Genomic DNA, 22843 nt, shown 5'->3' on the forward strand with positions numbered 1-22843 from the left:
TCCGTCCGGCAGCCGGTGAACGGAAAGGCCTACTTGGCCTCGGCCTTCTGAAGCTCCGCCAGTTCCTCGTCGGACTCACGGCCCGGCGTAGGGATGTTGAACCGGACGATCGCGAAGCGGAACACCGCGTAATAGACCGCCGCGAAGCACAGACCGACCAGCGCCAGGCCCCACGGATTCGTCGCGATACCGAGGTTGAGGAAGAAGTCGACCGCGCCGGCCGAGAAGCCGAACCCGTCCTTCATCCCCAGCGCCCAGGTCAGTGCCATCGAGACACCGGTCAGCACCGCGTGGACCGCGTACAGCGCAGGCGCGATGAACATGAAGGTGAACTCGATCGGCTCGGTCACCCCGGTGACGAACGCGGTGAGCGCCAGCGACAGCATCATGCCGCCGACGGCCTTCCGCCGCTCCGGGCGCGCGCAGTGCGTGATCGCCAGGCAGGCCGCGGGCAGGGCGAACATCATGATCGGGAAGAAGCCGGTCATGAACTGCCCGGCCGTCGGGTCGCCCGCCAGGAAGCGATTGATGTCGCCGCTCTTGCCCTCGTACGTACCGGCCTGGAACCACGGGAACGAGTTCAGCAGATGGTGCATGCCGACCGGGATCAGCGCCCGGTTGGCCACCCCGAAGATGCCTGCGCCGACCGCGCCGGAACCGACCAGCCACTCGCCCAGGTTGTGCAGGCCCGTGCCGAGGACCGGCCAGAGATAGCCGAAGACGATGCCGATGACCAGACCGGCGAAGGCGGAGAGGATCGGGACCAGCCGCCGGCCACCGAAGAAACCCGCCCAGTCGGGCAGCTTCGTACGGTAGAAGCGCTGATACAGCAGGGCCACGACGATGCCCATGACAACACCGCCGAGGACCTTCGCGTCGACCGGCGCGTCCGTCATGACGACCTTGCCGTCCACCACCGAGGCCACCTTGGGCAGGTTCGAGTCGGTGAAGGTGCCCAGGACGCTCTTGAAGACCAGATAGCCGGTGACGGCGGCGAGCGCGGTCGAGCCGTCGGACTTCTTGGCGAAGCCGATCGCGATACCGACCGCGAAGAGCAGCGGCATGTTGTCGAGGATGGCGTTGCCGCCCGCGGCCATGAAGCCCGCGATCCTGGTGATGAACGCGGGGAACGACTCGCGGCCGAGCATGTCGGGGTTGCCGAGGCGTACGAGCAGGGCCCCGGCGGGCAGCACGGCGACGGGCAGCATCAGACTGCGGCCGATGCGCTGCATCACGGCCATCACGCGGCTGCCCGGCTTCTTCCGCGCCGCCGGCTCGTGCTGTGCCGCGGGGGCGGCGTCGGCCGTACTCATCAACATCCTCCAACCAGGTGCCCGGAACGCGGCGCGCACGGCCACGTGGTCTACACCATTCCAGTGGTGTAGACCTGTTCTAGCACGGGGTGGGTTCGATAAGGAACCTGCGAAAATGTGGCCTGGGCCATAGCGGGTTCGCGGGCGAGGGCGGGGGGCCGGCGGCTCCGGGGCGGCAGGCGGGGGCCAGGGCCAGCAGGCGGGAGGCCGGGGCCTCTTCGCTCAGGGGCCTCTCAGCTCAAGGGCGTGTGTTCCGCGTGCTCAAGGGCGGTTGCTCAAGGGCGCGTGTTCTGCTGCTCCGCTTCCTCCGCCAGTTCCTCCGGCTCCCGCCCTGGAGTCGCGATGCGGAACAGCGAGATCGCCACGCGGAAGACCACGTAATACACCACCGCGAAGCACAGCCCGATCGGAATGATCAGCCAGGGCTTGGTGTCGAGATGCCAGTTCACGACATAGTCGATCAGACCGGCCGAGAAACTGAACCCCGCGTGCACCCCAAGCGCCCAGGTCACCGCCATCGACACCCCGGTCAGCACCGCGTGCGCCCCGTACAGCAGCGGCGCCGCGAACATGAACGAGAACTCCAGCGGCTCGGTCACCCCCGTCACGAACGAGGTCAGCGCCACGGAGAACATCAGCCCGCCGACCCGCTTGCGGTTCTCGGGCCGCGCGCAGTGCGTGATGGCGAGCGCGGCGGCCGGCAGCCCGAACATCATGACCGGGAAGAACCCCGACATGAACTGTCCGGCCGTGGGGTCGCCGGCGAAGAACCGGGTGAGATCACCTCGTACGACCGTGCCGTCCGGCTCGGTGTACTCACCGGCCTGGAACCAGAAGAACGTGTTCAGGAACTGGTGCATGCCGACCGGAATGAGCAGCCGGTTGGCGAACCCGAAGATGCCCGCGCCCCACGCGCCCAGATCGATGAGCTGCTTGGCGAACGCGGTCAGCGCGTCTCCGACCGGCTCCCACAACAGCCCGAAGGCCACCCCGAGCAGCGTGCAGAGGAAGGCCATCAGGATCGGCACCAGACGGCGGCCGTTGAAGAAGCCGAGCCAGTCGACCAGCTTCGTACGGTGGAACCGCTGCCAGACCACCGCCGTGAGCAGCCCGATCAGAATGCCCCCGAGCACCCCGGGATTCTGCGGAGTGCCGTCGGGCCGCGCCTTCGTGACCGAGCCGGCGACCGGGAAGGCGGCCAGGACACCGTGATAGACGAGAAAGCCGGCGACGGCGGCGAGCGCGGTCGAGCCGTCCGCCTTCTTGGCGAAACCGATCGCCACCCCGATGCAGAAGAGCAGCGGCAGACCGAACGCCCCGTCCAGAATGGCGCCGCCGCCCAGGCTCAGCACCTTCGCGGTCCTGTCCCAGAACGGGCCGTGCAGATAGGCGGAGAACAGATTGCCCAGACTGACCAGCAGCCCCGCCGCGGGCAGTGTGGCCACCGGGAGCTGGAGGCTCCGGCCGATCTTCTGAAGCCCCTGGAACAGCCCGTTCCACCACTTCCTCGTCCGCGGCGGGGGCGCTGCCGTGCTGTCGCCGCTCATCGGGTCCTTCCGTCTGGTGGCGCCGTCCGGGGGCGGTGGCGGTGGCGGTGCCGGGGCGGTCGCGTGCCCGACTGGTGTAGACCACCTGCGGTAGGCTCGCGGGGCCGGTCGGTCGCGGGCGGGGTGCCGGTGATCGTCATCATTGAGTACGGCGTGAGGGCGCGCCCGCGAAGATGGTCCAACTGTGCGTTACCGTGACGAAGCGGTACGACAGCGACAGCGACAGCGAGCGACAGTCAGGGAGAACACCATGGCCACCAAGGCTGAGAAGATCGTCGCCGGGCTCGGCGGGCTCGACAACATCGAAGAGGTCGAAGGCTGCATCACCCGCCTCCGCACCGAGGTCGTCAACCCGGACCTCGTCGACGAAACCGCTCTCAAGGCCGCCGGGGCGCATGGTGTGGTCAAGATGGGCACCGCGATCCAGGTAGTCATCGGCACGGACGCCGACCCCATCGCCGCGGACATCGAAGACATGATGTAAGACCCCCCTTTTTTGGAGGGCTCGGTTCGCCTCCGGGGCGCTACATGTCGGTGCCGACGGTCGACCGTGCTCGGTCCGCTCGTTCCTCGCTCCCCTGCGCGCGCTCTCCCTTTCGGCGCCGACCGCGCCCCTTCGGCTCACTCGCCGGGCGGCCGACAGCAGCCCGGACGTGTCCGTACCCTGGGCGGTCGGGGTGACCGGGCCGTGAGCGAGGCTCCGCCCGGCCGCTGTGGTGACGTCGATGTCCTGGCCGCTCACGGCGGCCTGGCGAGTGAGCCGAAGGGCGCCGGGCGCTGTCGAAAGGGAGGCTGTGCTCGATATGCGGCTCCGCCGCGCGGGCGCAGGCCCCGAGGTACGAGGGGGCGAGCACGGTCGACCGTCGACAGGGTCTTGAGGCGCTCGGAGGCGAACCGAGCCCTCAAAAAGAGACGGAAAGCCCTTGCCTATAGGCTCGCCGCATGTCACGAATCGACGGCCGTACCCCCGACCAGCTCCGTCCCGTCACCATCGAACGCGGATGGAGCAAGCACGCCGAGGGCTCGGTCCTCATCTCCTTCGGTGACACCAGAGTCTTCTGCACCGCCTCCTTCACCGAAGGCGTCCCCCGCTGGCGCAAGAACAGTGGCGAAGGCTGGGTCACCGCCGAATACTCGATGCTGCCCCGCTCCACCAACACCCGTGGCGACCGCGAGTCCGTACGCGGCAAGATCGGCGGCCGTACGCACGAGATCAGCCGGCTCATCGGCCGCTCGCTGCGCGCCGTGATCGACTACAAGGCCCTCGGCGAGAACACCATCGTCCTCGACTGCGATGTCCTCCAGGCCGACGGCGGCACCCGTACCGCCGCGATCACCGGCGCCTACGTCGCCCTCGCCGACGCGGTTGCCTGGGCCCAGCGCAAGAAGCTCGTCAAGGCCGGGCGGCGGCCCCTGACCGGCACCGTCGCGGCCGTCAGCGTCGGCATCGTCGGCGGTACGCCGCTCCTGGACCTCTGTTACGAGGAGGACGTCCGCGCCGAGACCGACATGAACGTCGTCTGCACCGGCGACGGCCGCTTCGTCGAGGTCCAGGGCACCGCCGAGGCCGAGCCCTTCGACCGCAAGGAACTGACCGCGCTGCTGGACCTCGCCACCACGGGCTGTGCCGACCTCGCCGCGATCCAGCGAGCGGCCCTGGACGAGACGGCGTAACGGAACCAACTCCCAGGCGGGGCAGGTGGCCCGGGCAGCCGCCCCGGGCGCGCCGGACCACCCCGGGTCGCCAGGCCAGCCGGGCCAGCCCGGCCGAGCCGGGCCCGTCAAGCCAGGCGGCCGAAAACGGTCGGCGGAAGCAACCGGGGAGATCCTCCGGGCGTCTCAACCGCACGGGTGCACGGACCGAACCGTGCGCCCGTCCGTACCCCGGGGAGGAACCCGCGCCATGCCCGCGCCCATACGCCGACGCCGCATCACCCTGGCTCTCGCCGCCACCGCCCTGGCACTGCCCCTGACCGCGGGCTGCGGCGCCCTCGACACGGCGCTGGACTGCGTACAGACGGCCGACGCCATCGCCACCAGCGTCAGCAATCTGGAACAGGCCATCTCCAGCGTCGGGGACAACCCGCTCAAGGCCGACGAGGCCCTCGACAACATCGACACCGAACTCGGCAACCTCAAGGACCAGACCGACAACGCCGACCTGAGCAAGGCCGTCGACAACCTCACCAAGGGTGTCGAGAGTGTCCGCAAAGCCGTTGAGAGCGGCGACGAGACGCCCGACCTGACGCCGATCTCCGACGCGGCGTCGGAGATCGGGAACATCTGCACCCCCTGAGAGGCGGGCGGCTGACCGGCGGGCGGGGCGGGCACGGATACTGAGGGGCATGACCCGCCTCATCCTCGCCACCCGCAACGCCGGCAAGATCACCGAACTACGGGCCATCCTCGCCGACGCGGGCCTGCCCCACGACCTCGTCGGCGCGGACGCCTACCCCGGTGTCCCGGACGTCAAGGAGACCGGCGTCACCTTCGCCGAGAACGCGCTCCTCAAGGCCCATGCCCTCGCCGACGCCACCGGACTGCCCGCCGTCGCCGACGACTCCGGGCTCTGCGTCGATGTCCTCGGCGGCGCGCCCGGCATCTTCTCCGCGCGCTGGGCGGGCGCCCACGGCGACGACACGGCGAACCTGAACCTGCTGCTGGCCCAACTCGCCGACATCACCCCGCCCCACCGCACGGCCCACTTCGCCTGCGCGGCAGCCCTGGCGCTCCCGGACGGCACCCACCGCGTAACCGAGGGCCGCCTCCCCGGCACCCTCCGCACCACCCCCACCGGCACGGGCGGCTTCGGCTACGACCCGATCCTCCAGCCGAACGGCGAATCCCGAACCTGCGCGGAACTGACGGCGGCCGAGAAAAACGCCATCAGCCACCGAGGCAAGGCCTTCCGCGCCCTGGTCCCGGCGGTACGGGAACTACTGGGCTGACGCCCGCAAACAAGCGGGGCCGCCCACGGATCGTGGGCGGCCCCGCTGTTCATGTGCGGCCGGTGGGACTCGAACCCACATGGGCGAACCCAGAGGCACCTAAAGCCTCCGCTTATTCCAATTCAGCAACGGCCGCCAGCCACCTGTCATGATAGCGGGCCGGTGGCTGGGTGGGCATGCAGCGTGGGCTAGATGTGGTGCCTGCCGCTCTTTCGGCGATCGCCGCCACGGCACCAGGTGCTCGTGATCGCATGACAGTTGGGGCACATCAGCCGGAGGTTCTCGGCCCGGTTGTCGCTCCAGTCGCCATTGATGTGGTCGATCTCCAGAGTCATGGGCTTCCCCAGCCACTCCGGTCCGGTTCCGCAGCGAGCGCATCTCTCAGCGATGCCGACTTCGAGCAAGCATCGGCGCAGTATCCGCGTTTTGGTGCGTCGGCGTCCGTCATGCTTCACCAGAACCTGCTCCGCGGTTTTCACCGGGATCGGGCCCTGTTTGCCTCGTTGCTGTGCCTGTCCGAGAAAGTGAGATGTGTCGATTTCATCCTCCTCGACCCACTGATGGAAGAGCGTGCGCATACGCATGCTGTCCGGCTGCTTCAGGCTGCGCAGGGTGGCAGCTATCGAACAGGATCGACTGACGGCCCCCTGCAATTCGGTCTTGGTCGGCCTAGCCGTGGTTCCGCTCCTCCGGCGGCGTGGGAAGTGCGAGACGTCGATGCCCAACTGCTCGAACCGTTTGTACAGATGCTGCCGCAGGTTTCTGTACGGCCGTGTGCCCAGGAAGGCGATCACCTCGTCGATGTCGGCGCACGTTGCTGCCGCATCGGCCAGTCGCTCCCGCGTGTATCGATTGCTCTCGGCCATCAGTCCTCACCGCCGAGCCGAGGAGTTGTCGTACGGGCGGCTCTGCGGGGCCCACCACTTCTGCGGTACGTGTCAGTCGTGGAATGGCAGTTGGGGCAGAGGAAGCGCAGGTTCTCGACGCGGTTGTTGCGCCAGTTGCCGTCGAGGTGGTCCACCTCAAGAGGCAGCGGGTGTCCCCGCCACATCGCCTCGCAGCCGCAGAGCGCGCAGCTTTCCGGCAATCCGAGTTCGAGCAGTGCTTGCTTGAGCCGCCAACTGGGAGTTCGGCGTGCGTGGGCCGAGTTGTCCTCGATCAGGATCTCCTGGCGCGACCGGGGGCGCCGACTGCCGGGCCTGTTCTCCGTCCGTCTGTATGGATCGAAATGTGAGGTGTCGATACCAAGAGCCTTGACCCGGCGGCTGATGTGGGTGTGCTGGCCACCGACGAGTTCGGCTCCGAGCCGACGCAGCACCTCGTTCATGTTCGTCGATGCGGCAACGGCGGATTCGAGTACCTCCTTGGTCCATCGCGCGCCCTCGCGCTCGAAGTGGGACGTGTCTATACCCATCCGCTTCATGCGATCGTGGACGTACCGTCGCGACGAACTCTTCGGATCGACCCCGAGCTTCGTCAGTGCCTCCGACAGCGTCCTTGACGAGCTTGCCGCCTCCGCGAGGCGCTCTCGTGTGTACGGGCTCACCGGCATGTGCTTCGTTCCCCTTTGTGCGGCCACGTGTTCGTGGCGTCGCACTGAGTAACGAATCACATCCCCCACAGTTACGTCAGAACTTCCCTCCCCGCCCCCGCGATTGGCGAATTGCCTCCGCTTCCGCCTCCGTTGACACCGACGGCGGTGACCCCGGCAAGGGCAGTCGCGCCGTTTCCCTTGTGCGGGTTACCGCAACCACCCCCACCAGGGCCGCCGCCATCGCGTAGTAGGCCGGCATCAGGTCCGTACCCGTCAGGGCAATGAGCGCCGTGATGGCCAAGGGAGTTGTGCCGCCGAAGACCGAGACCGCGACGTTGTAGCCGATGGACAGCGCGCCGTAGCGGACGTTCGTCGGGAACAGGGCCGGGAGCGTGGCGGACATCGTGCCGAGGAGGCAGACCAGGGACAGGCCCAGCATCAGCATGCCTGCCGCGATCGCCGGGATGCCGCCCTGGGCGATCAGGAGGAACGACGGCAGCGCGAGGAAGAAGAAGCCCAGCATCCCGCTCATCAGCAGCGGCTTGCGGCCGAAGCGGTCGCTGAGGGTGCCGACCCGGTTGATGACCAGCAGCAGACAGGCCATGACCCCCAGCAGCACGAGCAGCCCATCGGTGTCGCTGTAGCCCAGTTCGTCGGAGAGGTACGCCGGCATGTACGACAGCAGCATGTAGTCCGTGATGTTGTACGCACCGACCAGCGCGACGCACAGGGTCAGCGTCCGCCAGTGTCCCCGGAAGATCCTGCCCAGGTCGCCCTTCGCCGTGGCCGTCACCGCCTCCGGTGCCAGCCGCCGGAACGCCGGTGTCTCGTCCAGCCGTAACCGCAGATACAGGCCGACCAGCCCCAGCGGTCCCGCGACCAGGAACGGTACGCGCCACCCCCACGCCTCCACGGCCTGCGCGCCGAGCCCGGTCTGTAGCGCGGTGACCAGGCCCGCCGCGCCGATGTAGCCGGACAGCGTGCCGAACTCCAGGAAGCTGCCGAAGTAGCCCCGCCGCTTGTCCGGCGCGTACTCCGCGATGAACGTGGACGCCCCGCCGTACTCGCCCCCGGTGGAGAACCCCTGCACCAGCCGGAAGAAGACCAGCAGGACCGGCGCCCAGAACCCGATCGTCGCGTACGAGGGGATCAGACCGATGGCGCAGGTACCGGCCGCCATCAGGATCATCGTCAGCGCGAGCACCTTCTTGCGGCCGATCCGGTCGCCCAGCGGGCCGAAGACCATGCCACCGACCGGACGTACGAGAAAGGCGACGGCGAAGGTCGCGAAGGAGGAGAGCAACTGGACGGTGGGGTTCCCGGACGGGAAGAAGACCTGCCCGAGGGTCGCGGCCAGATAGCTGTAGATGCCGAAGTCGAACCACTCCATGGCGTTGCCCAGCGCGGCGGCCTTCACCGCCCGCCGGACAGCGCGCTCGTCGGTGACGGTCACCGTCACGTCGACGGGGGTGTCGGACCGGTGCGCCCCGGGGTCGGCCATGGCGGGGGTCCCTTCCTCAGGGGTACGGTCCGCGCGGACCGTCCACAGGAACCTTCGGCACGCTCATGGCGACGGCCGACCGAAGTCCCACGGGAGAGTGGGACCCCGGTCACCTCAGGCCACCCCGTAGGTCACCCGGATCCCGAGATCCGTCCGGTCCCCAGACCGTCAGGTCCCCGGATTTGCCGGGTCCCCGGATCCGCCAGGTCCCCGGATCCGCCAGGTCCCCGGATCCGTCAGGTCCCCAGGTCCGTCAGACCCCCGGATCCCTCAGATGCCGAGATCCTTGATGATCTTCGCCACATGGCCCGTCGCCCGCACGTTGTAGAAGGCGTGCTCCACCTTCCCCTCCTCGTCCACGACCACCGTGGAGCGGATCACGCCGGTCACGGTCTTCCCGTACATCTTCTTCTCGCCGAACGCGCCGTAGCTCTCCAGCACGCCCTTGTCCGGGTCCCCGACCAGCGTGACCTTCAGGTTCTCCTTCTCGCGGAACTTCGCGAGCTTCTCCGGCTTGTCCGGGGACACCCCGATCACGTCGTAACCGGCGTCGGCGAGCAGCCCGAGGTTGTCCGTGAAATCACAGGCCTGCTTGGTGCACCCTGGAGTGAGGGCGGCGGGGTAGAAGTAGACGATGACCTTGCGGCCCTTGTGGTCCGCGAGCGAGACGTCGGTGCCGTCCGCGTCGGGCAGGGTGAAGGCGGGGGCGGTGTCGCCGGGCTTGAGTCGCTCGCTCATGGTTCTCCTCGGTGGAGGTCGGGTGTACGCGGCCGAGCGTAATCGGGGGTGCCGCCGGGTGCGGCCACGGTCAAGCTGACAGACTGTCGAGGAAGTACTGAGCTGAGTACCGAACCGGGTACTGGACGCAGTACGGACGAGGCACTACCGGACACGACGACGGAGGCAGCGCGGTGTCGGATTCCAGGACCCCGGCGCAGATCGAGGCGGACATCGTCCGCAGGCGCGGGCAGCTCGCCGAGACGCTGGACGAGATCGGGGTGCGGGTGCACCCGAAGACGATCGTCGGCGACGCGAAGGCCCGGGTGGTCTCCAGTGTGGATCACACGGCCGGGCGTGCGTTCGTGGCGGTGAACAAGGTGGTGTCGGGGGTACGGGCGCAGTTCGTCGGGCTCGACGGCGGGCCGCGGCTGGACCGGCTGGTGCCGGTGGCGCTGGTGGCGGTCGGGGTCGTGGGGCTGCTGGCGGTGTCGGTACGGCGCCGTCGGCGCTGAGCCCCCGGCGACGGGTCGTCGGCCTGCGGGGGGCCGTGGGGTTTACCCCTGTGGCATACGGAATGAACGTGAGCAGGTAGGTTCTGGGACGTGAGCGAGAAACCCCTCAGCCAGCTCGGCAGGCACGACCAGCACGACAAGCTGCCCATCCGGATGCTCCATGACCGGGTCCTGGTCAGGACGGACATCCCGGAGGGTGAGCGGCGCTCGTCCGGCGGCATCGTCATTCCCGCGACGGCCGCGGTGGGCCGGCGGCTGGCCTGGGCCGAAGTGGTGGCCGTGGGCCAGAACGTACGGACGGTGGAGCCGGGGGACCGGGTGCTGTACGACCCCGAGGACCGGGCCGAGGTCGAGGTGCGCGGGGTGGCGTACGTCCTGATGCGGGAGCGCGATCTGCACGCGGTCGCCGCCGACAGGTTCGAGGGTTCCGAGGACTCGACCGGGCTGTATCTGTAGGCCGTCTGTATGCCATCTGCAAGCCGCGGTTTTCCTGAGCGGCGGTTTTCGTAAGCCGCCGCCAGAGCCCGAAAGAGCCCCGGAAACCCGGGATCGGGCCGGGCCGCTCCCGCAGCCGCCCGGCCGGATCCCGTCGAGGCGCCGGATCACCAGTCGAGGCCAGGGATCCTCCGGCCGGCCGGGCTGCTGCCCGTGCTCCATCCGTAGCTGTCCGTACGGCCGGGCCTGTTGTCGTCGATGTCACCCAGACCGGAGTCGGCACTTCCGCCGAAGGGCACGGCCTGCCCCTGCGACGCTCCCTGGCTCTGGCTCTGGCCGCGGGTCGGTCCGTACAGCAGGCTGTGCGGGCCGTACGACTGCCCCGGGTAGCCGCCCCCGCCGGCCTGCGACATGCTTCCGGGCCTGCCGGGGGACCGCCCGTCCGTGCGGTCCTGGTTCGGATACGGGCCCAGCGCCTCGTCGTCGGAGCCGGGCACCGGGCCGTTGCCCGGCTCGTCCTTGACGATCCCGGCCGCCGAGTCCGATGAGCCGGGCGATTCCGGCGAGTCCTCCGAGGACGAGAACTGGCTCGACCGTTCGTCGGTCCGCAGGTCGAAGTCCTTGGACTGGGTGTCCTTGAGCACGTCCGCCGTGAACTGCCCCCAGATCTCGGCCGGGGGGCCGCCTCCGTTGATGCGGGTCTGGCCGAGCGCCCCGTACAGCGGTCTCTGCGCGGCGGTCTTCGGGTCGGCGCCCATCATCGCGATGACCGTGGTCAGATCCGGGGTGTAGCCGGCGAACCAGGCCGCCTTGTCGTCCTCCGCCGTTCCCGTCTTGCCCGCGGCGGGGCGGCCCGCGGAGAGTGCCGCGGTGCCCGTACCGCCCTCGACGACGCCGCGGAGCACGGCCGTGGTGGTGTCGGCGGCCTCGCGGCTGATGACCTGCTCGGTGCTGCGGCCGGGCAGTCCGACGTCCTTGCCGTTCCTGCTGATCTTGTCGACCAGGGTGTACGTGCCGTGCCGGCCGTGGTTGGCGAGTGTCGCGTACGCCTTCGCCATGTCCAGGACGCTGGCGGTGGCCGGGCCGAGCGCGATGGAGGGGGAGGGGGTCAGGTCGGGGGTGTTCTGCGGGATGCCGAGGGCGATGGCGGTGTTCTTGACGGTGGCCGGGCCGACGTCCTCGGCCATCTGTGCGTAGACGGCGTTGACGGACTTGTCGGTGGCCTCGCGGACGGAGATGGGGCCGTAGCTGATGTCGTCCTCGTTGGCCGGGGCGTAGCCGATGGGTCCTTCCGGGCCTTCGACCTCGCGTTCGTTGTCGCCGTCGTACACGGTGCCGGGGGTGATGGTCTCGCCGTACCGGGTCCGGGACTGGTGCTCGATGGCGGCGGCGAGGACGAAGGGCTTGAAGGTGGAGCCGACCTGGTAGTCGCGGCGGGTGGCGTTGTTGACGTACTGCCGGGTGTAGTCGACGCCGCCGTACATGGCGACGACTCTGCCGCTGGCCGGGTCGATGGAGACGCCGCCGACGCGTACGTTGCGGTCGGCGTCGCGTTCGTCGGTGTCGAGCCGGCTCAGCACATGGTCGTCGACGGCCTTGTCGAGGGCGTCCTGCTTGGAGCGCTCCAGTGTGGTGGTGATGCGGTGGCCGCCGGCGGCCAGGGTGTTCTCGTCCATGATCTTGTTGCTGGTGAGGTAGTCCTCGACGGCCTGGACGATGTAGCCGCGCTGTCCCGAGAGTCCGCCGGAGGCGTGCCGGATCTTGCCGGGTGCGGGGAACTTGAGCGCGGCGCGGTCGGCCCGGCCGAGCCAGCCTTCCTTGACCATGCCGTCGAGGACGTAGTTCCAGCGGGCCTCGGCGGCCGGCCGGTTCTCGGGGTGGACGGCGACGTCGTACTCGCTGGGCTGGTTGAGGAGTGCGGAGAGGTACGCGCCCTCCGCGACGCCGATCCGCTCGATGTCCTTGCCGTAGTAGGCCTGTGCGGCGGCCTGGATGCCGTACGCGTTGCGGCCGAAGTAACTGGTGTTCAGATAGCCCTGGAGGATGCTCTCCTTGCTCTGTTCGCGGTTGAGTTTGATCGCGATGAAGAGTTCCTTGCTCTTGCGTACGAGGGTCTGTTCCTGCCCCAGGTAGTAGTTCTTGACGTACTGCTGGGTGATGGTGGAGCCGCCCTGGGTGCCCTTGCCGGTGAGGGTGTTCCAGAAGGCGCGGGTCATGCCCTGGAGATCGACCGCGTGTTCGTGGTAGAAGTCGCGGTCCTCGGCGGCGAGTACGGCCTGCTGGACGCTCTTCGGCACCTGGGAGAGCCGGATGTTCTCGCGGTTGACCTCGCCGTCGCGGGCGAGCTGGGTGCCGTCCGCGTAGAGGTAGAGATTGGACTGGGCGGTGGCCTGGGCGTTGGCGGGCGGGATGCCGACGATCTGGTAGCCGATGACCAGGGCCGCCATCAGCAGGAGCGTGCTGATCAGGGTCGCGCCGAGGACGGTCCGCCGGGTGGGGAGGAGGCGGCGGAGGCCGGTGCGGTTCGGGCTGTTGGGGTCGTCGGGGTCGTTGGGCCGGCGGGGGGCGCCGGGGTGGCGGAGGCGTTTGGGGCGGTTGCGTTTTCCGGGGCCGCCGGGCCCGTTGGTGCCGGGTCCGCCGTTTTCGGGGCTTCCGCCCGGTTCACCCTTTCGGGTCCTTCCGCTTCGTCCGCCCTTCTGGCCGGACGGGAAGCGGGAGATCGTGGGCACGAGGACCGAGGGGTCCCTTGGGGCCCAGCCCTGCTGATATGGCTCATCGCTCATAAGTGTGGAGACTCCTCGGCCGTGGCCCGGTGATCGCTCTCCGGCTTGACGGTGTCCTTGACGGGGTCGTATCAGGCGATTCACGGCGCAGACCTGAGAAAAGCTGCGCAGTCCTATGAAACACGGTCAGAACGGATGAGTAGCGTCGCCCGGATAACGGGTCGCGGTGGCTGACTCCGGTGGGCTAGGGTCTTTCGCTTGGATCCGGGCGGCGAGATCCAAACGAGAGGCCCCGGGGCCATGCGCTGTGGTGCCTCGTGGGTACCTCGCCGCGGGCCGGTACGGGTCCGGCCCTCGGGGGCGGCGGGTACGGGGCGGCTTCGACGGATCTGAGGGGGTGTGGTGCGGCTCTATATCGCGGTGGCCGCAGGTGGGTTCCGGCGCTATGCGACCTACCGTGTGGCGACCTTCGCCGGGGTGTTCACCAACACCGTCTTCGGCTACATCATGGCGTACACCTATATGGCGCTCTGGAACCAGCGGCCGCAGCTCGGTGGCTACGACCTGCCGGAGGCCCTGACCTATGTGTGGCTGGGCCAGGCGCTGCTGGCGACCTGCGCGATGATGGGCGGCGGTTTCGAGAGCGAGCTGATCGAGCGGATCCGTACGGGGGACGTCGCGGTCGATCTCTACCGGCCCGCCGATCTCCAGCTCTGGTGGCTGGCCGTGGACCTCGGCCGGGCAGCCTTCCATCTGCTGGGGCGCGGGATCGTACCCATGGTGCTCGGCTCGTTCGTCTTCGAGCTCGCGCTGCCCGCGGATCCGCTGACCTGGCTGGCGTTCCTGGTCGCGGTGACGCTCGGGGTCGTGGTCAGCTTCGCGATCCGCTTCCTGGTCGCGCTCTCGGCGTTCTGGCTGCTGGACGGTGCGGGGGCGGCGCAGATGGCGCTGCTGGCGGGGCTGTTCTTCTCCGGGATGCTGCTGCCGCTCCCGGTCTTCCCGGGCGCGCTGGGCGAGGTGGCGGCGGCGCTGCCCTGGTCCTCGCTGCTCCAGATCCCGGCGGACGTACTGCTCGGCAAGCACACCGGCTGGGACCTGGCCGGGGCTTACGCGTTCCAGGCGGGCTGGGCGGTGGCGCTGCTGGCGGCCGGGCGGGTGCTCCAGTCGGTCGCGACACGGAGGGTGGTGGTCCAGGGTGGCTGAGCCTCGGGACGCGGTCGTGGAGTCCTGGGCCGAGGGGGCGTCGGCAGCGGAGTCCGCGGAGGGGCCCGCGGAGGCGTTCGCGGACATTCCGGAGCAACGGATTCCGCGGTCTTCGCGGGGCGCCGCCGTACGGGACGGGCTCCGGGCGTACGGCCTGATCGTGGCCATGTGGATCCGCTCCACGATGACGTACCGCGCGTCCTTCCTGATGACGGCCCTCGGGAACTTCGCGGTGACCGCCTTCGACTTCGTCACGATCCTGCTGATGTTCGCCCATGTGGACAGCCTGGGCGGCTACGGGCTGCCGGAGATCGCGTTTCTGTACGGGACGTCCGCGACCGCCTTCGGCCTCGCCGATCTGCTGCTCGGACCGATGGGCCGGATGGGCAGCCGGGTGCGGGACGGCACGCTCGACACGCTGCTGCTGCGGCCCGTACCCGTACTGGCACAGGTGGCGGCGGACCGGTTCGCGCTGCGCCGAGTCGGCCGGCTGGGGCAGGGGGTGCTCGTGCTGGTCTACGCCCTGTCGGCGCTGGACCTCGACTGGACGCCGGTACGGGTGCTGATGCTGCCGATGATGGTGATCAGCGGGGCGGTGATCTTCGGCGCGGTGTTTGTGGCGGGCGCGGCCTTCCAGTTCTGGGCGCAGGACGCCTCGGAGGTGCAGAACTCGTTCACGTACGGCGGGCAGACCTTGCTCCAGTACCCGCCGACGGTCTTCTCGAAGGACCTGGTGCGCGGGGTGACCTTCGTGGTGCCGCTGGCCTTCGTCAACTGGATGCCCGCGCTGTACGTCCTCGGCCGCGAGGATCCGCTGGGGCTGCCGGACGCGGTCGCGTTCCTGCCGCCGCTGGTGGCGGTGGTGTGCTGCGCGCTGGCGGGGCTGGCGTGGCGGGCGGGGCTGCGCGCGTACCGGAGTACGGGGAGCTGACGAGCGGCTTATGGAGTGTTCACGACGAGCGCGGTGTTCACGACGAGCGCGGTGTTCACGACGAGCGCGGTGTTCGCGACGAGTGCGGTGTCTGCGACGGATGGAGGGTTCATGAGTACGGAGGGCGCTGGTGGCGGGGACGTCGAGGACGCCGAGGACGGCTTCATCGAGCTGGACGGCGTCGAGAAGGTCTTCGACGTACGGCGTAGAGCGCGAGGCGGAGGAGGTGGCGGAGCAGGTGGTGGAAGAGCTGACGGGGCACGGCGCGGCATTGGCCGGCTGCGCCGTGAGAAGCACCAGGTCCGGGCTGTCGACGGCATCAGTTTCCGCGTCCCGCGCGGTGAGATGGTCGGCTACATCGGCCCGAACGGCGCGGGCAAGTCGACCACCATCAAGATGCTCACCGGCATTCTGACCCCGAGCGGCGGCCGGCTGCGCGTGGCGGGCATCGATCCGTCCCGGGAACGCACCAGGCTGGCGCGGCACATCGGCGTGGTCTTCGGGCAGCGCACCACGCTCTGGTGGGATCTGCCGCTGATCGACTCGTACCGTCTGATGCACCGTATGTACCGGATCCCGGACGCGCGGTTCCGGGCGAATCTGGAGAGGTGTGTCGAACTCCTCGATCTGGCCGAGCTGTTGGACGTACCCGTACGGCAGCTCTCGCTCGGCCAGCGGATGCGCGGGGATATCGCGGCGGCCCTGCTGCACGATCCGGCGATCCTGTATCTGGACGAGCCGACCATCGGGCTCGATGTGATCTCCAAGGCCAAGGTCAGGGAGTTTCTGCGGAACCTCAACGCCGAGCGCGGTACGACCGTTCTGCTGACCACCCACGATCTGACCGATATTGAGCAACTCTGCAAGCGGGTGATGGTCATTGACCATGGCCGGCTGCTCTATGACGGGGTGCTGGCCGGGCTGCATGAGATCGGCCGGAGCGAACGGACACTGGTCGTCGATCTGGAACAGGAGCTTCCGCCGATCGAACTGCCCGGAGCGCGGGCGGTCAGGACCGAGGGGCCCCGGCAGTGGCTGGCCTTCCCCGCGACCGAGTCCGCGGCGCCGCTCGTGGCGCGGATCGCGGCGGACTATCCGCTGGTGGATCTTTCGGTGCGGGAGCCGGACATCGAGACGGTGATCGCCAAGATGTACGCCGATCGATCGGCTGTGTGACGCGGGCCCCGGCGGTGACTACTCTGCTGCCATGACGAGTGAACGGCCTGGCCCAGGTCCCGAGTCCGCACCCGGCCCTGGCAGTGCACCGGGCCCTGGCTCCGCACCCGGTCCTGGCGGCGCACCCGGTTCTGGATCCGGAGTCGCCGGTCGCTTCGAGGCTCCCCACCCTCGCCCCGATATGCCCGATACGCGAGCTTCCGACGCCGAGCGGGAGCAGATCGCGGAGCGGCTGCGCGAGGCCGTCGCCGAGGGGCGGCTCGACATGGAGGAGTTCCAGGAGCGCCTGGACGCGGCGTACAAGGCGCGCACGCATGGCGAGTTGGTGCCACTGGTACGGGACTTGCCCGCGCCCGGGACGACGACGGGTGTCGCGGTTCCCCCTTCGCCCGGTGGCGGCGTGACCGCCTGGTCCGACCGGATCGGCCGCGAACGGGCCACCTCCAAGGGTGCCTTCGCGTTCTGGGGCGGCTTCGGGCGCAAGGGCACCTGGACGGTGGGCCGTACGTTCACGGCGGTCGTCCTTCAGGCGGGCGGCGAGATCGATCTGCGCGAGGCGCGGTTCGAGGACCGCGATGTGGTGATCCGCTGCTTCACGCTGATGGGCGGGGTCCATGTGGTCGTGCCGCCGGACATGGATGTCGAGGTCAGGGGCTTCGGCCTGATGGGCGGCTTCGGCGAGGTGGGCGACGGAGAGGTCAGCCCGGGCTCGCCGCGGGTGATCGTCACCGGGTTCGCGCTGATGGGCGGGGTCGGGGTGGAGCGCAAGATCCGGGAGTCGGAGAAGCGCCGGCTGAGAGAAGAACGGAAGCGGCAGAAGCTGGAGAAGAAGGACCGTAGGGAGCTGGACTGAGGGGCGAGGGGCGAGGCGGTCTTGTCCTGGGCTGCAGCGGCGCGGGGGTGCGGGTACCCGCACCCCCGCAGCATGCGTACGCCGAAGGCTCTGTACGTGTACGGGTCAGAGCTCGGCCGGGACCTTGCCCTCCAGTGACGTGAGATCGAAGTGGCGCCCCATCGCCAGGTAGCCCGCGTCGCTCGGATGCAGACCGTCCCCCGAGTCGTACACCGGCCTGATCCGGTCCGGCGCGTACGGATCGCTCAGTACCTGGTCGAAGTCCACGACCTCGTCGAAGATCCCGCCCGACCTGATCTCCTCGTTGACCTGCTCGCGTACGGCCTCGGTCGCGTCGTCGTATCCGCCGTGCGCGCCGAACGGCAACAGGGTCGCGCCGACGACACGGATTCCGCGGGCGTGCGCCTGCCGGGTCAGGTCGCGGAGCCCGGCGGTGATTCTGGCGGGGTCGCGTTCGCCGCCGCGCAGGATGTCATTGACGCCGAGGTCGATGACGACGGCCCTGACCCCGGCCCGGCCGAGCACATCGCGCCGGAAGCGGGCGAGGCCGCTCTCGCCGCAGCCGCGCCACGACTGGTCCCCGAGGACCTGGTTGCCGCTGATGGCCGCGTTGACCACGCCGATGTGCTGGTCGCGCAGGCGTGCGGCAAGGGTGTCGGGCCAGCGGCGGTTCGTGTCGGGCCGGGAGCCGTCGCCGTCGGTGATCGAGTCGCCGAAGGTCACGACCGTGCCGGGTGACTCGCGGTTGAGCACGTCGACGGCGGTGACATAGCGCCACGAGCCGGTCGGCTCGGTGTACGCGTCGCCGTCGAGGTCCTCCGTACGGTCGCCCCGGGCGAGATACGACGTCTGGAACGCCATCGGGTGGTACGTGACCGGGCCGCCGGGCGCCGGGGTGTGCAGCGTGACCAGCAGGTCGCCGTCGTACGGAACCGGCAGTTCCACCGGGTCGCTGATGATCTGACCGTGGGGCGGCACGGTCACGGCGGGCTGCCGCGCGAAGGTGAGCCTGCGCATGGTGCCCGGGACGGCGGCGGCGCCCTCGCCGTCCCGGACGGCGACCGAGGCGTGGCCGATCAGGAGGCCGGCGGAGCTGTAGAGGTTGGACAGGGTGACGCGGACACTGGTGCCGCCGATGCTGGTGTGCACGACGTTACGGATGGTGCGCCCGGGGCGGCCGAACGGGGCGCCCGGTTCGGGCCCGGCGGGGGCGGCGGCCCAGGTGGCGGTCCAGGCGCTGTCGGAGGCGGACTGCTCGGCGGTACCGATACGCGTACGGTCGTTGGCGCGGTCACGGGTAGGGTCCTGGACCCCGTCCCGGGTACGGTCCCGGGCGCGGTCCTGGGCGCGCTCCCGGGCACTGTCCTGGTCATGGTCCTCGGCGCGGTCCTGGGCGCGGGACGGCCAGGGTTCGCCGAAGGCGAGGCCGCCGGTGCGGGTGCCGATGCCGGAGCCGTCGAGCAGGGCGAACCCGCCGATGATGGCGGCGCATACCAGCGCCACTAATCCCAGAAGCGCTCCGAGCAGGGCATATGTGCGGTATCTGGTCATGCCCGGGTGGTCCCCCCTCACGGTCGTACATGTTGTGCCTTGGCGCAGAGACATCATCGGGCATGACGCCGGGAACTCGGCACGCGCCCCGGGAGTACCTCAGACAGGGACAATGTCAGTGGACAAGGGCGGGCTTGCGGTCACTGTGCGGGCGCGGCGGGTGCTGCGGGCATGGCGGGGACAGCGGGTACGGCGGGTACGTGGACGGGTGGAACGGAATGGAACGTACGGATCCGGAGAGCACGCCGGAGGCGACGGGCCCCGGCGACAGGTCCGGCCACAGGGCCGGGCTTCCGGAGGGACGTGAGCTGGGGGGCGGCTCGGGGACGCGGGGCGGGTCGGACGTGCCGGGCGGGTCGGGTACGGGCGGCGGGTCCGGTTCATCGGGCGGGTCCGGTACGGGTGGGTCGGGTACGACGGGCTCGTCCGGGTCGGGTACAGGCGGCGCGGCAGGTACAGGCGACGGAGCCGGTTCGTCCAGCGGGTCTGGCGGGTCCGCCGGTTCCGGTGCGCCCGCCTCGTCCGGGAAGCGCTCACCCCTCGGTGCCGCCCTGGGCTCGTTCTCGTACACCGCCGCCGACGAGGAGAAGCGGCGCGGCGTCCGCCGTATGAAGACCACCGCCACCGGTCTGCTGCTGCTCGTCGCCCTGATCTATGTCCTGGCCACCTGGGCCAAGAACTCCGGCGCGGGCGGCTGGACCGGCTATGTCGCCGCGGCGGCGGAGGCGGGCATGGTGGGTGCGCTGGCGGACTGGTTCGCGGTGACGGCGCTGTTCCGGCACCCGCTCGGCATCCCCATCCCGCACACCGCGATCATCCCGAACAAGAAGGACCAGCTCGGCACGTCCCTGGGCTCGTTCGTGGGCGAGAACTTCCTCTCCGCCGAGGTCGTACGGGCCCGTCTGCGCGCCCTCGCCATCGGCGGCCGGCTCGGTGCCTGGCTCGCCGCGCCGGCGCACGCCGACCGTGTCACCGCCGAGCTGTCCACGGCGCTGCGCGGGGCCTTGCGGGTCCTGCGGGACTCCGACGTACAGGCCATTGTCGGCGAGGCGATCACGCGCCGCGCCAACGCGGCGGAGGTCGCTCCGGGCATCGGCAAGACCCTGGAGAGAATCGTCGCGGACGGCTCGCACCGCCGTGCGGTCGACCTGATCTGCGCCCGCGCGCACGACTGGCTGGTGGAGCATGGCGACTCGGTCGTGGACGCGGTCCAGGGCGGGGCGCCGGGCTGGACCCCGCGCTTTGTCGACCGCCGGGTCGGCGACCGCGTCTACAAGGAGCTGCTGCGCTTCGTCACCGAGATGCGCGACATGCCGGACCATCCGGCGCGTGGCGCGATCGACCGTTTCCTCGGGGACTTCGCCGTGGACCTCCAGGCGGACACGGAGACCCGGGCCAAGGTCGAGCGGCTGAAGTCGGAGCTGCTGGCGCGCCCCGAGGTGCAGGACATCATCGCCTCGGCCTGGGCCTCCGTACGCGCGATGATCATGTCCGCGGCGGAGGACGACCGGAGCGAACTGCGTCTGCGCGCCCGGGCCTCGCTCCTCTCGCTGGGCTCGCGGCTGGCGACGGACAGCAGGCTCCAGGGGAAGGTGGACGGGTGGGTCGAGGATGCGGCGGGCTATGTCGTCTCGACGTACCGCAGCGAGATCACGTCCCTGATCTCGGACACCGTACGGAGCTGGGACGCCGCCGACACCTCGCGCAAGATCGAGGCGCACATCGGCCGCGACCTGCAGTTCATCCGGATCAACGGCACGGTGGTCGGCGCGCTCGCGGGCCTGCTGATCTACACGGTGGCGCACGCGCTGGGCGCGTAGCCGGGGGCGCGGGGGCCCTGTGGCGGCGGGGTCGTGCGGGCGGCGGGGCCACCGGGGGCCGGGGCCGCGCGGGCGGCGGGCATGCGGGGGAGCGCCGGGAACCGGGGCCGGGCGCCCGGTCGGCGGCGGGTGGCGGGCGCGCGGGGAACGCTGGCGCCGGGGCGCGGGGAGTGCTGGCCGAGGGCGTGCGAGGAGCGCCGGGCGCGTGAGCCGGGGGCCGGGTGGAGCACTGGGCCAGGTGGAGCGCTGGGCGCGCGCCACGGACCATGTCGCCCGGCCACGCGCCCAGCCACCAGGGGGGTGCCGCCCTTGAGTACGGGCCGGAGCCCGAAACCGTTCAGCGGAACGACAATTCGCTCGCGGCTCAGCGTGCGAGGAGGGCTGCCCCCGTCACCCGCCGACGCGCCGGGTGACGGCCCACGACGCGGCGGCGACCCCGCCCGCCACGGTGAACACAGCCGGCCAGGCCCCGATCTTCTTGGCCAGCGGATGCGACCCGGCGAACGCGGCGACGTACGCGACGCTCAGCCCGACTGCGGCCTTCGTCCCGCCGGTACGCTGCCACTCCCGCGCGGCCACCGCACCCGCGGCGGCGAGGGCGACCCCGCCCAGGGGCCGCTTCTTCGTCCACCGGGCAATCCCATACCCGCCAACGAGCCCACCCGCAGCCACCACAGCCGCCGGAACGCTTCCTGATGCCAATGCCGGTGCTACTCCCATGCCCCTGAGCCTAACGACCCGCTCGCCGGAGCCGCGCGTTTTGCCGTCCCCCGAACACCTTCTGCCGCGCTTCCGTCTGCTTGAGGTAGGCGGCGTGTTCGGCCTCCAGGTCCACGACGGTGAACTCAAGGAGTTCCACGATCAGTTGGCTGGCGAGCACCCAGGGGAGCCGCCAGCTCTCGAAGGCCACGCCGCCCACGTCGTACGCCACGGGAAACAGTCCGCCGGGCTGGTACAGCGCTCCGTGTACCCCCGCCATCACAAAGCTCTGCACCCGCAGGGCGACATGGCGTTTGCGTAAGTGGGGGCAGGCCTCGACCGAGGTGACCGCGCACGGTACGCACAGGGGCGGGTGGGTGGTGACGTAGCCGGGCTTGTGCAGCTCCGGCTCGTCCGCGTCCTCGCCCACGACCCACAGCGTGCCCTCGTGGGTACGGTCGGAGGGGCCGCCGCAGATCTGGCAGAGCAGTTTGCGCATGGCGCGGCGCTGCCGCAGGAAGTGGACGTTCCCGAACTCCGGCCGTCCTTTGCCCGGGCTGATCCCCACCCGTTTCCACAGGACGCCCATGTCGTCGCGCTCGTAAGGCCCTTCGTCGGCGTACGCGATACCCCCGCCCCCGGTCACGAGAATGCCCGGCGGACGGTGCTCCGAAGACCAGAAGGCGATGTACGGAACGACTGGAGCCCCGCCCACCGGCGGGATCACGAGCAATCACCCTCATCGGGCAGTCGGCTCGGGAGAGACAGCTCAGCCCAGACGACCTTCCCAGGTGCCCCGTCGTCTCGCTTATCGGCCCCCCACTTGTTGGCCAGAGCGGCTACGAGGACGAGGCCTCGGCCGTCAACGGAGTCCGGATCCAGGCCCCGCAGCTCGGGTCGGCAGGCCGACGAGTCATGCACCTCGATCCGTACGACGCCGGGCCTGGACAGGTAACGCGTCTCGATCTCCCGCCCCAGAGAGACACGGGTGTGCCGCGAGGCATTGGTGAGCAGTTCGGAGAGCACGAGCAACGCGGAGTCTTCCAGCTCGGACAGCCCCCAATTCGCCAACGTCTTACGCAACTCCACCCGCGCCAGCCCGACGCAACTGGGATGCGGACTCCACCGCAGCACGACTGTGCTTCTCTCTTGGCCGCCCCCGGCTGGAAGTAAGTGCCGCAAGAGCGGCTCGAAGAACTGAGCGATAGCCTTCACCACGTCATCAACTCCTTGCAGTTGAGACCACGCCCCCGGACCGTTCGCGCGGTTGCGGGGGTTCTTGCCGAGCACTGTGTGTGCGTCGTTGCCCTAAGAGCTTCCAGGCGATGGGGAGTTACCGGAACACCAAACGGGGAACCCCACAAGGGACTTTGGGGA

Annotated in this window: 22 protein-coding genes and 1 tRNA gene; 11 read left to right on the forward strand and 12 right to left on the reverse strand. The window is 69.8% G+C overall.

Annotated features, from left to right (window positions below; translation table 11 throughout):
• Window positions 1-29 precede the first annotated feature (29 nt).
• Both KQY30_RS22965 and KQY30_RS22970 read right to left on the reverse strand, forming a co-directional pair.
• Window positions 30-1313 carry a PTS transporter subunit EIIC gene (locus tag KQY30_RS22965; protein WP_217308445.1) on the reverse strand — a complete coding sequence of 428 codons (1284 nt, stop codon included), beginning with the start codon at window positions 1311-1313 and terminating at the stop codon, window positions 30-32.
• 275 nt (window positions 1314-1588) lie between these two features.
• Window positions 1589-2860: a PTS transporter subunit EIIC gene (locus KQY30_RS22970; RefSeq protein ID WP_217308446.1), complete on the reverse strand. Its 1272-nt coding sequence runs from the start codon at window positions 2858-2860 to the stop codon at window positions 1589-1591.
• A 184-nt stretch (window positions 2861-3044) separates the two neighbouring features.
• Between KQY30_RS22970 and KQY30_RS22975 the strand changes: the two genes are divergently transcribed.
• From KQY30_RS22975 to rdgB, 4 genes are all read left to right on the forward strand, one after another.
• On the forward strand, window positions 3045-3344 hold the full coding sequence (locus KQY30_RS22975) for a glucose PTS transporter subunit EIIB (RefSeq protein ID WP_217308447.1): 300 nt from the start codon (window positions 3045-3047) through the stop codon (window positions 3342-3344).
• 458 nt (window positions 3345-3802) lie between these two features.
• The gene (gene rph, locus KQY30_RS22980; protein ID WP_217308448.1) at window positions 3803-4534 is read left to right on the forward strand and encodes a ribonuclease PH; all 732 of its coding nucleotides are present in this window, start codon (window positions 3803-3805) and stop codon (window positions 4532-4534) included.
• A 229-nt stretch (window positions 4535-4763) separates the two neighbouring features.
• Entirely contained in the window at window positions 4764-5156 is a 393-nt protein-coding gene (locus KQY30_RS22985; RefSeq protein WP_217308449.1) for a hypothetical protein, read from the forward strand.
• 49 nt (window positions 5157-5205) lie between these two features.
• Window positions 5206-5808 carry an RdgB/HAM1 family non-canonical purine NTP pyrophosphatase gene (rdgB, locus tag KQY30_RS22990; RefSeq protein ID WP_217308450.1) on the forward strand — a complete coding sequence of 201 codons (603 nt, stop codon included), beginning with the start codon at window positions 5206-5208 and terminating at the stop codon, window positions 5806-5808.
• Between the two features lie 54 nt (window positions 5809-5862).
• Here rdgB and KQY30_RS22995 read toward each other — a convergent pair.
• From KQY30_RS22995 to bcp, 5 genes are all read right to left on the reverse strand, one after another.
• A tRNA-Leu gene (locus KQY30_RS22995) sits at window positions 5863-5944 on the reverse strand.
• A gap of 52 nt (window positions 5945-5996) precedes the next feature.
• On the reverse strand, window positions 5997-6674 hold the full coding sequence (locus tag KQY30_RS23000) for an HNH endonuclease (RefSeq protein ID WP_217308451.1): 678 nt from the start codon (window positions 6672-6674) through the stop codon (window positions 5997-5999).
• Window positions 6674-7360, reverse strand: coding sequence for an HNH endonuclease signature motif containing protein (locus tag KQY30_RS23005; protein ID WP_217308452.1), 687 nt, complete (start codon window positions 7358-7360; stop codon window positions 6674-6676). The genes KQY30_RS23000 and KQY30_RS23005 overlap by 1 nt, the downstream gene beginning before the upstream one ends.
• Before the next feature lie 76 nt (window positions 7361-7436).
• Complete coding sequence (locus tag KQY30_RS23010; RefSeq protein ID WP_217308453.1) at window positions 7437-8843, reverse strand: MFS transporter; 1407 nt, start codon at window positions 8841-8843, stop codon at window positions 7437-7439.
• Window positions 8844-9113: 270 nt separating this feature from the next.
• The gene (bcp, locus tag KQY30_RS23015; RefSeq protein WP_217308454.1) at window positions 9114-9581 is read right to left on the reverse strand and encodes a thioredoxin-dependent thiol peroxidase; all 468 of its coding nucleotides are present in this window, start codon (window positions 9579-9581) and stop codon (window positions 9114-9116) included.
• A 173-nt stretch (window positions 9582-9754) separates the two neighbouring features.
• On the opposite strand from bcp, the gene KQY30_RS23020 reads away from it, so the two are divergent.
• Together KQY30_RS23020 and KQY30_RS23025 are read left to right on the forward strand one after the other, a co-directional pair.
• Window positions 9755-10075: a DUF3618 domain-containing protein gene (locus KQY30_RS23020; protein WP_217308455.1), complete on the forward strand. Its 321-nt coding sequence runs from the start codon at window positions 9755-9757 to the stop codon at window positions 10073-10075.
• A gap of 153 nt (window positions 10076-10228) precedes the next feature.
• On the forward strand, window positions 10229-10531 hold the full coding sequence (locus KQY30_RS23025) for a co-chaperone GroES (RefSeq protein WP_046506547.1): 303 nt from the start codon (window positions 10229-10231) through the stop codon (window positions 10529-10531).
• A 146-nt stretch (window positions 10532-10677) separates the two neighbouring features.
• Here the strand turns inward: KQY30_RS23025 and KQY30_RS23030 are convergent, their stop codons facing one another.
• A complete protein-coding gene (locus KQY30_RS23030) occupies window positions 10678-13293 on the reverse strand; it encodes a transglycosylase domain-containing protein (protein WP_217308456.1) in 2616 nt (871 codons plus the stop codon).
• A 342-nt stretch (window positions 13294-13635) separates the two neighbouring features.
• Between KQY30_RS23030 and KQY30_RS23035 the strand changes: the two genes are divergently transcribed.
• From KQY30_RS23035 to KQY30_RS23050, 4 genes are all read left to right on the forward strand, one after another.
• Window positions 13636-14436, forward strand: a complete 801-nt coding sequence (locus tag KQY30_RS23035) for an ABC-2 family transporter protein (RefSeq protein ID WP_217308457.1) — start codon at window positions 13636-13638, stop codon at window positions 14434-14436.
• Between the two features lie 85 nt (window positions 14437-14521).
• On the forward strand, window positions 14522-15367 hold the full coding sequence (locus KQY30_RS23040; RefSeq protein WP_254407663.1) for an ABC transporter permease: 846 nt from the start codon (window positions 14522-14524) through the stop codon (window positions 15365-15367).
• A gap of 111 nt (window positions 15368-15478) precedes the next feature.
• The gene (locus KQY30_RS23045) at window positions 15479-16543 is read left to right on the forward strand and encodes an ATP-binding cassette domain-containing protein (protein WP_217308458.1); all 1065 of its coding nucleotides are present in this window, start codon (window positions 15479-15481) and stop codon (window positions 16541-16543) included.
• Window positions 16544-16724: 181 nt separating this feature from the next.
• A complete protein-coding gene (locus KQY30_RS23050) occupies window positions 16725-17396 on the forward strand; it encodes a DUF1707 domain-containing protein (protein ID WP_217308459.1) in 672 nt (223 codons plus the stop codon).
• 105 nt (window positions 17397-17501) lie between these two features.
• Here the strand turns inward: KQY30_RS23050 and KQY30_RS23055 are convergent, their stop codons facing one another.
• A complete protein-coding gene (locus tag KQY30_RS23055; RefSeq protein ID WP_254407286.1) occupies window positions 17502-18899 on the reverse strand; it encodes an SGNH/GDSL hydrolase family protein in 1398 nt (465 codons plus the stop codon).
• A 266-nt stretch (window positions 18900-19165) separates the two neighbouring features.
• On the opposite strand from KQY30_RS23055, the gene KQY30_RS23060 reads away from it, so the two are divergent.
• Entirely contained in the window at window positions 19166-20767 is a 1602-nt protein-coding gene (locus tag KQY30_RS23060; protein WP_254407287.1) for a DUF445 domain-containing protein, read from the forward strand.
• Between the two features lie 390 nt (window positions 20768-21157).
• Here the strand turns inward: KQY30_RS23060 and KQY30_RS23065 are convergent, their stop codons facing one another.
• The 3 genes from KQY30_RS23065 to KQY30_RS23075 are packed head-to-tail and all read right to left on the reverse strand — an operon-like array spanning window position 21158 to window position 22684.
• Window positions 21158-21487, reverse strand: a complete 330-nt coding sequence (locus tag KQY30_RS23065) for a hypothetical protein (RefSeq protein ID WP_217308460.1) — start codon at window positions 21485-21487, stop codon at window positions 21158-21160.
• A 10-nt stretch (window positions 21488-21497) separates the two neighbouring features.
• On the reverse strand, window positions 21498-22193 hold the full coding sequence (locus tag KQY30_RS23070) for a hypothetical protein (protein WP_254407288.1): 696 nt from the start codon (window positions 22191-22193) through the stop codon (window positions 21498-21500).
• A complete protein-coding gene (locus KQY30_RS23075) occupies window positions 22190-22684 on the reverse strand; it encodes an ATP-binding protein (protein ID WP_254407289.1) in 495 nt (164 codons plus the stop codon). Before KQY30_RS23075 ends, KQY30_RS23070 begins: the two co-directional genes overlap by 4 nt.
• Window positions 22685-22843 lie beyond the last annotated feature (159 nt).

The organism is Streptomyces sp. GMY02, from assembly GCF_019056675.1.
Classification (GTDB): Bacteria; Actinomycetota; Actinomycetes; order Streptomycetales; family Streptomycetaceae; genus Streptomyces; species Streptomyces odonnellii.